This is a genomic window from Paenibacillus foliorum, from assembly GCF_013141765.1.
GTDB lineage: Bacteria > Bacillota > Bacilli > Paenibacillales > NBRC-103111 > Paenibacillus_S > Paenibacillus_S foliorum.
The window spans coordinates 51034-63317 of record NZ_WHOD01000066.1 but is presented as its reverse complement, the minus strand read 5'-3'; the positions used below and the strand labels follow the sequence as shown (position 1 = coordinate 63317).

General features: G+C 32.1%; 10 protein-coding genes. 7 read left to right on the top strand and 3 right to left on the bottom strand.

Annotated features, from left to right (window positions below; genetic code table 11):
• Positions 1 to 185: 185 nt before the first annotated feature.
• Both GC093_RS36440 and GC093_RS17145 read right to left on the bottom strand, forming a co-directional pair.
• Positions 186 to 311: a hypothetical protein gene (locus GC093_RS36440; RefSeq protein ID WP_281365260.1), complete on the bottom strand. Its 126-nt coding sequence runs from the start codon at positions 309 to 311 to the stop codon at positions 186 to 188.
• Complete coding sequence (locus tag GC093_RS17145; protein ID WP_376768660.1) at positions 286 to 627, bottom strand: recombinase family protein; 342 nt, start codon at positions 625 to 627, stop codon at positions 286 to 288. Before GC093_RS17145 ends, GC093_RS36440 begins: the two co-directional genes overlap by 26 nt.
• Positions 628 to 1048: 421 nt before the next feature.
• Between GC093_RS17145 and GC093_RS17140 the strand changes: the two genes are divergently transcribed.
• Complete coding sequence (locus tag GC093_RS17140; RefSeq protein WP_171653120.1) at positions 1049 to 3064, top strand: NACHT domain-containing protein; 2016 nt, start codon at positions 1049 to 1051, stop codon at positions 3062 to 3064.
• Positions 3065 to 3156: 92 nt separating this feature from the next.
• Here the strand turns inward: GC093_RS17140 and GC093_RS17135 are convergent, their stop codons facing one another.
• A complete protein-coding gene (locus GC093_RS17135) occupies positions 3157 to 3384 on the bottom strand; it encodes a hypothetical protein (protein WP_171653119.1) in 228 nt (75 codons plus the stop codon).
• 1090 nt (positions 3385 to 4474) lie between these two features.
• On the opposite strand from GC093_RS17135, the gene GC093_RS17130 reads away from it, so the two are divergent.
• The 6 genes from GC093_RS17130 to GC093_RS17105 all read left to right on the top strand — a co-directional run bounded on the left by GC093_RS17130 (position 4475) and on the right by GC093_RS17105 (position 11987).
• Complete coding sequence (locus GC093_RS17130) at positions 4475 to 4747, top strand: hypothetical protein (RefSeq protein ID WP_171653118.1); 273 nt, start codon at positions 4475 to 4477, stop codon at positions 4745 to 4747.
• A gap of 242 nt (positions 4748 to 4989) precedes the next feature.
• Positions 4990 to 5592, top strand: coding sequence for a recombinase family protein (locus GC093_RS17125; protein ID WP_171653117.1), 603 nt, complete (start codon positions 4990 to 4992; stop codon positions 5590 to 5592).
• Positions 5593 to 5977: 385 nt separating this feature from the next.
• Complete coding sequence (locus GC093_RS17120) at positions 5978 to 7027, top strand: ComEC/Rec2 family competence protein (protein WP_171653116.1); 1050 nt, start codon at positions 5978 to 5980, stop codon at positions 7025 to 7027.
• A 4-nt stretch (positions 7028 to 7031) separates the two neighbouring features.
• Positions 7032 to 8351: an ABC-three component system protein gene (locus tag GC093_RS17115; RefSeq protein WP_171653115.1), complete on the top strand. Its 1320-nt coding sequence runs from the start codon at positions 7032 to 7034 to the stop codon at positions 8349 to 8351.
• Positions 8341 to 8874: an ABC-three component system middle component 1 gene (locus GC093_RS17110; protein ID WP_171653114.1), complete on the top strand. Its 534-nt coding sequence runs from the start codon at positions 8341 to 8343 to the stop codon at positions 8872 to 8874. The genes GC093_RS17115 and GC093_RS17110 overlap by 11 nt, the downstream gene beginning before the upstream one ends.
• Positions 8871 to 11987 carry an AAA family ATPase gene (locus GC093_RS17105; protein ID WP_171653113.1) on the top strand — a complete coding sequence of 1039 codons (3117 nt, stop codon included), beginning with the start codon at positions 8871 to 8873 and terminating at the stop codon, positions 11985 to 11987. The genes GC093_RS17110 and GC093_RS17105 overlap by 4 nt, the downstream gene beginning before the upstream one ends.
• The last annotated feature ends 297 nt before the right edge of the window (positions 11988 to 12284 follow it).

Below are 12284 nucleotides of genomic sequence, written 5' to 3'. Positions count from 1 at the left end.
TGGATATGTTAACAACGAAAGAGTGTTTGGAAGATGAGCTTGAGCAATTAGAAGAAGAGAAGCAGATTTACAAGTCGGATGCCTATAAAGGATTAGTTTATAGTTGAATCGACAATTATAGATTACGGGTATGAATGAGGGATCGGCGCAGGCCTTTTGGCTATGATGAATGGAGAAAGAGAAATCTATAAAAGAGCGTTCAATAACGGTACGAATAAGTTCTTGCTGGAAAGTATCCGTTGCTTCATCAGCCAAGATACGCAGGACGCCTGCTCCTTAAATGCCTTATCGTACTTCTTTCCTTGTCCCATTGTGTACTCCTCCGTGATTTATTATAGAGGTTTTTCTCTGTGTCCATCTATTCGGTGCAAGGTCAATTATATCCCTCTCGAACTCAGCTACGGCTCCCAACATCGTAAACATCAGTTTGCCAGCTGGTGTGGATGTATCGATGTTTTGTTTTAGCCCACGTTCCTCTAACTGTTTGGCGGTGTAGTTCAAAAGAAAGGTACTACGGACAAGTCTGTCTAACTTCGTAACAACAAGGCTATCGTCCGGACGGAGATACTCCAAAGCAACCTGCAATTCTGGGCGATCATTTTTACAGCCAGTTCTTTTTCCGAAAATATTTTAGTACAGCCATATGCCTGTAACCTATCAAACTGTTCGTTAGCAGTTTCTCTAACTCCGCGGCGCGTGACTTTAATGCTTCAAGGGTAATAATCGAGTTCACACACTATGAGAGAAAGACAAGTCATTTATGGCTTTTCTAACAAAAATGGAAGAAGCATAAGATAAGAACTGCTTGTAAAACTTTACATGGAGGGGTGGGTATGAGAGGCTGCTTAGCCAAGTGAATCATACAGGATTCGGCGCAATTTGCAAGAAATCATGCCCACTAGCGGCTCCATGTCAAGTTGCCTCATTAATTGAATCATTTTTTGCTTTCTAGATATATTAGAAATATCTCGCCCCATTACTTAAGAAGGATATATAAGATATATGTCGAATATTTCCTTTAAATTGGGTTGAGAAGGGATGATATTTTGTGTCCGATGATTTATTAATTAAAGCAGGAATTACCGCTGTTTCAAGTATTGTTGTCGAACCAATTAAACATATTATTAATACTTGGCTAAAACCAAAATTTGAAGAAATGAAAAAAAATAGTGGAATAAATGAAAAATTAGAAATGTTCGCTTTTGAAGTATTTGAGGATTATCTAGTTAAAACCTACGAGGAGCAAAGTTCATTAAATATTATCGCGCTGGGCTTACAGCAAATTCAATTGCATGAAATATACATTCCCCTTACAATTTATTCTGAAGAAAAAAAGCAACAATTAACTATCACTAATTATCCAGAGGATTTAGCCCATAACTATAAGAAAATCGTTGTAGAAGACACCGCGGGCATGGGCAAATCAACCCTAATGAAAAAAATGTTTATTTCCGCTATTGAGCAAAATGTCGGAATACCTATTTTTATTGAACTAAGAAATCTTTCTAAAGAAAAAGATATCATAGATATCATCCTTGAGAACCTAAATAAATTTTCTTCGAAACATGATAAGGACTTTATTTTGGAAGTAATTAATAGAGGAGATTTTATTTTTTTTCTTGATGGATACGATGAAATTCCTTTTCAACAGAAGCAATTTGTCACAAGAGGATTAAAACAATTTATAGGAAATGCAAGTGAAAATGTTTTTTTTCTTACATCAAGACCTGATGATTCATTAAATAGTTTTGGACAATTTCAGAAATTTGAAATAATAGAATTAAAACAATCTGAAGCATTCTCGCTTATTGAAAAATGTGATAAAGTTACAAACTTAGAATTGTCTCACAAGATTATTTCACAGATTAACGATTCAATAGAGAGTGGGCAATTTTCTGACCTGGAAACCTTTTTAGGAAATCCACTGTTAGTGTCCTTTTTATATTTAACATTCAAACATAAAAAGGATATTCCATCGTTGAAAATTGAATTTTATCGAAAAGTTTATGATGCGCTGTTTGAACTTCATGATTTATCAAAGGATAGCTATAAGAGAGAAAAATATAGTGGATTAACAAGTGGTAATTTACAAAGGGTTTTAATGAAACTAGGATTTTTATGTTTAAGGGAAAACGAAAATGATTATGATAAGAGCCAGTTACTTAAGTTAATCAGTCAGGCAAAAAGCAGCCCTTATTTTAAGGATATTCAAGAAGAAGATATATTTAAAGATTTATTGGAAACTGTTCCCTTGTTTACTACAATAGGTCTTAGTTACAAGTGGGCACATAAGTCATTTATGGAGTATTTTGCCGCATATTTTGTTGATAATCAGGAGAATAGGGAAAAAATTCTTAATGATATATATATGAGTAATAACTTTTCGATATTTATCAATATGTTGGATTTTTATTATGAAATAGATAGAAGATTATTCGATAAGGTGTTTGTCTATCCTATAGTAAAAGAATTTATAGATTTCGTAGAAGGATATGAAATCTCTACCTCTGAAGATACAGTATTTCTTGAATATTTAGAAGTTATGTATAATAGACTTGTCATATTCGAAAGTAATGGACGAGACCGTCTTAAATGGAGCGAAAGACAAGAAGCGCTACTCCAAAAATATTCGGGAAATTTTCCGGGAATAAAAGACTATCAGATGTTTAAAGGTGTTCAAAGTTCTAATACAACGTTGCTTTTAATTAAAAATAGAAGACTAGAGAATATTCTTAATTTGCTCTTAACTAAGAATAGTAATTTAGTTAAAAGTGTTAAATCAGATAGATCGCAAAACAAAAATGAGGGAGAAAGTTTGTTTTTCTCTTATGAAATTAATTATCTTAATCAATTTAACATCGAAGATATTAAAAATAGACTATCAATTGTAAAGCGAGCATTTGGACAAGACAAAACAATTAATATTAATCGTAATCGTATGGGGAACAGAAAGGTTAGAAGTCGGGAATTGATAGCATTAGATTATTTTGAAGCTAAAAAATATTGTTCACTTATTGAAGAGGAGATACAAAATAGCCAGGAAGAGATATTTTTAAATCTTTAGGTGAACACTGCTACATCTTTTGTTTTTGTCAATAATGGCTACTCCAAACATGTGGAGTGTACAGTGTTACTTAAATTGAAAGGGGCTAATGACTAAGCCCCTTGTAGTAATTCACCCATTCCTTGAGGATGGGCTATGTTGTAGGAAATCTTGATAGAGTCATCTTGATGGACTTCTATCTTCTCAATTACTTGATGAAGCAACTGCTTCAGAACTTGCTCATCATCAATGTCAAGTTGTGCAAACAGCGCTATTTGTTTCTTAAAGGCACGGAATCGCTCTTCCGTGTCTTTGCGTTGAGAGAATGGATTCCAACTCAACTTTTCGTTTCAATATTCCTTGCTGTTCAGATTGGATACGTTCATTTTAAAGGCTTGTTGCTTCAAGGTGTTTAGCCCTTTTTAAAGCGGCACAAATTGCACGGTATGTTAATAAAATACGGCACGAAATGCACGATGTTGTGCGTACAGTGTTCAAAACCACAGAGTGTAAAGTGGCGATAATAACGGATATTCTTAGTAATTATGAACCCCTCCGATTAAATCCATCTGCCGCTCCGCTCCTGCTTGTGGCAGAATAAGATAAAATCTAAGTACAACTTGAGAATCTTTTTATGGATCTTTTGTTGAGGAGTAATTACAATACACTTACTAAATTGGGGATATTATGTATAATAAATGAGAGGGTCAGAAGTCTAAAGGCTTCCTTCCCTGCACTGTGGTTAGTGGTCGCTTCCTGTGTCAGCAGGGGCAACAAACCGTTTCCTGCGTCAACAGGGACGGTTTTTTCTTTGTAATAAAAGCACCTTATTGAGTGTGAAAAAGGTTTTATGGCAGACCAGGACTTCATCCTCGACCATCTAAATAAAGATTTCCCGAAAGATTTTTATGTCAGAGAGACGTCAAAAATTAATTATGTTGAGGAGAGATAAATATGAAGATGTGTCGATATTGCCACGAAGAGAAACGATTAGTAGATTACTATGAGCCAAGCCATAAAGCATGTATGTATTGTTTCAACGCATTTTCACGTATAGGTCGTCTTGGAGTTGATAATGATTTCACTTATGAGGACTACGAAAGGACTCGTAATGAATTAAAGATAGATAAAAACGATATAAAGGAATATGACCTCGACCACTTTATTCCACGGGATTGGGGCATAGAATTAACTGCTCATGTAATGTTTACTTTCTTAAAAGAGCATATAATAAAAGGAAGTGTAATAAGAATCCATTTAAGGCTTTTAATGATTTCATACATTAAGACCCTGAATTTCGACATACGGCACAAAATATTATTATGCACATCTCAAGACTTAACGGGTTGACCGAAGATGAATAGAAAAAATTTGTAGAGTGGTGCGAAAATAATAAAGGGGTAAGAAAATTGAGTCGTTCAAAATCTTCAATTGAATTATGGAGACAAGCATGAAATTACAAAGGACATCTTACTGCTATTTGACTGGATAAGTTTATTCGAAAGACAAGATGGGTCGCATTTTGTAAGAACTAAAGTTTCTATAAATGAAACAAAAAATACAATGTTGGCGCGTCTGAATGATGCAAGTTACGGTAAAGATGCAATGCTCTATCAATGTATTATTAAGGGATTTCTCAGCATAGAAGAAGAATTTGATGATGCATGTAATCAGATATTCTGGTTACATGAAGAGTTATATTAATAATCTTAGAAAGATGAACGAGCGGGCGTAGAAATTTTACGCTCTTTTTTTGCGTAGAAATACATTTCTATGCTGGTGACAGACAGTACGAAAACGATTGTTTATGAAACGATTCTTGAAACTATTATTTTCATGAGTAAAACATGTGGAATTTAGTACGAAACTCGTTCCATAAACAAATTTACGAAAAGGTTCGTTTTTGATACAATTAAGTTACCGAAATGATAAAGGGGACATAAACTATGAAAATAGCTTATGCAAGGGTATCTACAGCTGACCAGTCACTCAATATACAAATGGACGCACTGGAAAAGTTCGGGTATGACCGTATCTATACTGAGAAAGCAAGCGGAGGTAAAGATGACCGCCCCGAACTAGCTAAGGCTTTAGATATGCTACGTGAAGGCGATACTTTCATTGTTTACAAACTTGACCGCTTGGCACGTTCGACACTAAAGCTAATTGAAACGCTTGACTTAATGAAAAAGAAAGGCGTTGAGTTTGTAAGCTTGTCCGATAATATTGATACGTCTACGGCGGCTGGAAAGGCAATGTTTGGCATGATGGCTGTCTTTGCGGAGTTTGAGAAGTCAATCATTTATGAGCGTACTGTAGCAGGGTTAAATGCGGCTAGAGCGCGTGGAAGGAAGGGCGGTCGCCCCATGACAGATAAGAAGAAGCTAGACAAGGCGATCAAGCTTCATGAGAGCGGAGAATTTACAGTAGCACAGATTGAAGAAATGACTGACGTAAGCAAGGGTTCACTTTACCGTGAATTAAATCGGAGGAAGCTAGGAGCAACAAAGGTGGATGATAATAGTAGCGAGCCGTTACAAGCTCATTAAGAAACTCTGAGGACCGCTAATGGACTGTATATGGATTGATAAAGATAGAGCCACCAAAGACAGGGCGGCTCTTTTACCTATGTTGTAAAGGCATTCAATGGGCTTATAATTAGACCCACCCAGTGCCGAATGAATCATTTATTGTTAGCGCGGCGGAGTTTAACCCCGTTTGATTCATACCATTTTTTTTGAAATACAGTGTACGTACAACAATTGCTCAGAATCTACAGAAACAAATACCGGGCAATACCCAGGCTTTGAATTAAGTCAGAGACCATATGGCCTATAGCGAGTTTGTAGTTATAAAAAGGATTATAGTGAAAAAAGTCGAATTTGTTTTACAAGGATTTACAAATTCATTGTTATACGAGGGGGTGGAATGGTGTTGAAATTAAAAGTTTTACCAGCAACAATTGGAGACTGTATATTAATCAGTTTTGGGGATCAAGATTATGAAAAAAACATACTAGTTGATGGTGGTATAGGTTTTAAATGCATAAAAATGCTGAAGGAAGAAATCCGTTCCATAAAAGAAAAGAATCAGTATATTGACCTTTTGATAATTACACATGTAGATGATGACCATATTTCTGGCATACTCAAAATATTTGAAGATCAATCAATAGATAAATCTATTATTAAGAAGGTTTGGTTTAATAGCGGAAAAGTAATGTCTCAATTATTTAGAGAAAAGCCATCAGGGGATTGTGAAATTCCACTTTTATTAAATGACACTACTGAGATGAGTTTGGTTGACGGAATTAGCTTGGAAAAAGCGTTAGATAGTCTAGGACTATTATCAGAACAAATAATAAAAGCTGGCGATAGTTATGAAATGTTTGGTGGTAAATTTACGATATTATCACCTGATATAAAAAAAATTACTAGACTTTATTCGAAATGGGAGGAAGCTGAAGCGAAAAACGCTGAAATGTCAGGTGGCAATGATTACAGTATTCCACTTGATATACTAAAGAAAAAACGGTTTTTAGCAGACTCATCCTTCCATAACGCTAGTAGTATTGCTTTCATTTTCGAGTATAAAAATAAATCAATTCTCATGCTTGCAGATTCTATTCCAAGTATAGTAAGCAAATATTTAGGCCTTCATAATGCCAAAGAAAAAAAAGAAAAGTCAATAATTGATGTTACTAAAGTAGCCCATCATGGTAGTGGGAAAAACACGAATTATAAGATCTTAGATTTAATTGACTGTAGTAATTTTATTATTAGTACAGATGGTAGTCAAAATGGCCATCCGAATAAAGTTTGTCTGGCTAGAATAATAAGTAGTGTTAACAACAATGAAAATAAAGCTCATTTATATTTTAATTATGAGATTAATAATATTTTTTTAGAAGAAGACCATAGGGACTACAGTTTTACATGTAATGATATTTCTTTAGCCAACTATGAATATATAGTGGAGGAATAATCAATTGGAAATATATCAAAAATATAAAGAACTTGCTGTGAAAATTATGTGTACCGATAATGCGGGTAAAGACCTTAGTTATGGTAGCGGTTGTCTTTTTCAACCTGATACAGAAGAATATACGTATGTACTTACTGCTAAACATTGTTTAAAACACGTGATACTTGAAGATGGGACTATTGATGCTAGTAGAATTAAGGTGCAGAGATATTTTGATCAAACAATTGAAGTAAAAGAATGTTTCGCTCATGACGACCTAGATATTGCAGTAATCATAGTAGCATTAGTCCCAGATATACCGCATACATTTATCATAAAGCCTCATTATAAGGGCCAAGTGAATGTATATGGCTATCCAGAAAGATTGAAAAATAATTCAACTGATTATCGACATAAAATAGAGTGCACAATTAATGATATTCTACCCGAGATGTATGAATTAACCACAAACCAGCACCAAATGACTTACGACAATGGCATACCCAATAATATTGTTGGTTTGTCCGGTTCGGGCGTATATACAGAAGTGGATAATAATATTTTACTCGGTGGAATATTTTCTAAGCTTAAAACCTCAGATGGTGCGTATTCTGCTTTTCTTGTAACAGATGCATCACGAATTAATGAGATTTTGGTTGAGAAACAACTTCCTTTATTGATTCCAAAATGTTTAATGAATTTTGTGGAGTACATAAAAAAAGCTTTTAATCAGCACGATAGGTCGATACAAAGAGTTTTGTCAAAAAAAGCCGGACAATTAAACAATATAAGTCCTAAGGCAATGCTAGAGAAATTCAATAATAAATTGTTTATTCCTTACACTGAGATTGAAAAAGTAGATATACTTAACGAAAATATTTGGAGTGGATGGGTTTCGCTATTAACCTACTTATACATTGAAAGTGGACAATACATTGATCTTACAAATTTATTAACAAGGGAAAAGGAAGACGTTGTACAGAAAATTAAATTCTATTTCTCTGAACCAACTAAGCGATTAGAAGACATAGTTGGGTTACTTCTTAATACAACAGTTTATGAGGATTTGAATTCAAATGATTGCATTATAGTAAATTCGAATGATAAAGTTGGAAACCTTGAGTTGAAAAACGAACGCATAAAAAAAATATTAAGACATGTAGGGCAATCTTTTGAAGATGAGATGATGATAAACTACTCTGATTTTACAAAAAAAATTTCGTGTATACATATAGATAGTTTTTCTAGAAAATTTTATGACAGTATTGAAACCGAGTCAGACGACCCTGATCTTGAAGAAAAGTTGAGAAACTGTATTTCTGAGGTGTTAGATAATGTTATATAGAGAAGAAGGAATTATAAATAATTTAATATCGAATTCTGGGAAGCAAATATATGAAAACGTTGACTGCTGGATAAAACAAGAAGAGCTTTTTAAGCTTTATATATTTTCTGTTGTTATAACCGATGTGGATACTCTAAAAAAACGATGGTTATCAATTATTAATGATATTGCTGTTAATTTTCAAAGCACATTAGAGAAAACAGTCGAAATATGGAACATATATGTTGTTTTCATAATACACAATAAAGTCGAGAAAGAGCTCAAGTATCTTATTGAACAGAATAAGTTTTCATCAAGAAAAATTGTACTGGACAACATTCAAAATAGAAATAAAAATCTAAAGAAGGATCACATACAATCAATTATTAGTAGTAAATTATTTAACTTATCCTTTAATGCAAAACCACATCTCGATGATGAAAATCTTGAAACAATATTGTTAAAAGAAAATGAAGTATTATTTAAAATTATTTCAGAGAATTCGATAGATAGGGTTGAAAAATATCTTGAGGTGAAAAAATGAGCAATAAACTTAAAAGAATTGAAATAGATGCTTTTAGAGCTTTTAGAGATCTACAGATTTTCGACTTTGCAATAAACGAAAATAAAATAGCTAATTTAGTCGTAATTTTTGCACCTAATGGTTTTGGGAAAACTTCATTTTTCGATGCAATTGAATGGGGGATTACAGGTAAAATAGATAGAATATCTAAAAATACATATCTAAAAAATATTGCGGGTTTCGAACAAGGGAATATTTTGAAAAACACAGATAGTCCTAACTCTTTTGGGAAGATAAAAATTATTGATCAACATAATAATATCCTTGAAAAGAAAACAAAAGAAATAGGACATTATAATAGAAAGACAGACTACGATGAAGGGGAGATTATTCACAAAAGCGAGCATTTCGAAAAACTTTTATTAACCTCTTTCGCTAATACAAATATTCTGGCCCATGACAAGATAGATACATTTTTAAGGTTTTCGTCTCCTAGGGATAGATACGAAACCCTTTCTTTGTTTTGGGATGACAGAAATGAAAACGAGCTATATAAAAAAATAAGTGATACGTATTCAGAAGTAGAGCAAGTCAACAGTTCATTGATCAATCAAATTGATACTTTAAAAAATGATATTATAAATTTATTACACACAACAGATAAAATAAAGTATTTGAATGAATTAATTGATAAAATCAATACTAAAGGGAAATTGTTAGAACCAATAGATGCTAACTTGTCAGGGAATCAAGTAGAACCATACATTAATAAATGTATTGAAATAAAAACTACTCTTACGACTGAAGAACGATCATTAATAGACAATCATTCAAAAGTAGTCCGATTGATTGATATATTCCCGTTGTATTCAGAACAAAAGGAACACGAGAAAATATTAGATCAAAAAGCATCTGTAATTAATGTAGTAATTAAAAATTTTAATGAAATTGAAGTACATCAACAAAATCAAATGAAAAACTCAAAAAAGATAATTGAAACAAATCATATTATTGGGAAATTAACATTTGCACTTGATAATAAAGATACCTATTCAAGTTTGCTAACTAATCTATCTAATCTTGAGGTACAACTTCATACTCACAATACAGAAAAAACCAATTTACTAATACAACATGCTGAGATGGAGCAAGAGGTATCTGAAATTAATAAAAATCTAAAAATCCTCGACAATGATTATAAAATAAATAAAGAATATAAAGAAAAATTAGCTTTTAATGTAGAAAAATATAATGAGTTGATCGGTGTAAAGAAATTGGATGAGAAAAAATTGACTCGAATTAAGAAAATAATTCAGTTAAGAAACGATAGAATATATCACATAGAATCGGAAAATCAATTACTCGATTCTTATTCTAGTATGAAGCCAGAAGTGTTAATGATGTCTGAATTGACAATTGATGAAATAAAAGAAATACATAAATATATGAAAGAAGCATACCTAGATAATGCTGAGAAAAGAAATAAGATTATTGATAAGGAAAAAGAATATAATGCTTATGGTGCTTTGAATGAAAAACTAAATGTAGTTTTCAAACAAGGTAGAGAATATATTCAAAAGACTAATTCGTGCCACTGCCCTCTTTGTAAACAACCTTATGACAGCGTTGTGGATTTGTTGAAAAGGGTTGATGAAAGTGTAAGTGACATTCTGGGGTTAAAACAGATCTCAGAGGATTTAACAATCATGAAAGAAATACTGAGGGATAAAGAGTTAGACTTTATTGGTCAACATAAAACATTTCTCACCACTATACAAGACAAGTTATTATTGAATAATAGGTATAAAACCAAAGAACGTAATAAGAATAATAAAAATAATCTGCTCCTTAACAAAATTTCACAACGAGTTGAAAATTCAAACTTAGAACTAGGTAAAATAGAAGTTTCTTTATTAAATATGGATATAAAGATAGATGAAAGTTTAGATTTAAAAACAACTGCTGCCGAAAAAGAACTAACATCGGCAATTCTAAAAATTGAATTGGAAATTAAGAATAAAAATGCATTATTAAATGGCGTTAAGACTAAAGTTGAAAAATTAAATGAGGAACTATCAAAAAATTCAAATGAGTTATTAATCAAACAGCAAAAAATTAATGAAATAAAGTCAACTCCATTTTATATTAATTTTAACAAAATGATTGAGGATATAAACAATATTGGAGATTTTGATAAATTATCTGTGGATTTAATTAATGCGAAAGCAGAATTGCTTACTTTAACTGACGAACGGGAACGAATTACTACAGATATTAGTATTTTGGAAACTAAAATTAAATTACTTGATAAAGATAAAACTGAGATTTTAATTGAACTGAACGATATAATCGATGAAAAAAATAAAATAAGAAAAATGATTGATGAATACGAATTGAATATTCACAGTAATTTAAAAATAAATGAAGATACGATTTCATCTTTAAAAATAGAAGAGGAGATAATAATCAATAAATTAACTCGAGTCAAATCGGACTTAGAGCTAGTTTTAATAATCATTGAGCATTTAGATTTTATTTTAAGTAACTCAGAAAGAATTCAAAAACAACAGCAATTAGATGAACTACAAAAAAAATTAGAAAAAGTGAGTTTTGCGAGAACCCAGATTAAAAAATATCATGAGATAAGTAAAGGGTTTATTGTTAATAAGATTAATCAGATGTTTAATTTAGCATCAGTTAATGAAATTTACAATAGAATTGACCCTCATCCAGAATTATCTAATATAAGATTTGAACCCGACCTATCTAAAGCGAAACCTGAATTGCATATATATGCGACTGGGGAAGATAAGGAAGAAGTAGCACCAGTTTTATATTTTAGTTCTGCTCAAGTAAACATCTTGTCTTTAAGTATTTTTCTAGCTAGAACATTGCAATTTCCTAATGAATATCTAGATACCATTTTTATGGATGATCCTATTCAACATCTAGATAATACAAATACATTATCATTTATAGATTTGATTAGGACGATAACTTCAGATTTAAATAAACAAGTGATCATTTCGACTCATGATGAAAACTTCTATAAATTATTACAAAAAAAAGTTGATCCAAAGTATTATGCATCAAAATTTATTACTTTAAAAGCACATGGATATGTAGGTAATTGATATATTAGAACGGAAATAAATTAAATTTTAATGATAAAATGCTCTGTATTTCTGTTGTTTATCTAAGCTTTATATACGTGATTTTGAATATAGTAAGCGAATACTATCACATCATTTATTTTCGTCTATTTCAAGTATTCCGCACATGTGGAATAAGTAAGCTGAAGGCAATATTATTACCAGTTCTATAAGCTAAACAACCCTTCGAAAAATTAATTGAAGGGTTGTTTCAATCCTGCCGAAAACAACACATTGAGTGATTACAAATTAGAGCAAACACTATTCCTTTGGACACAA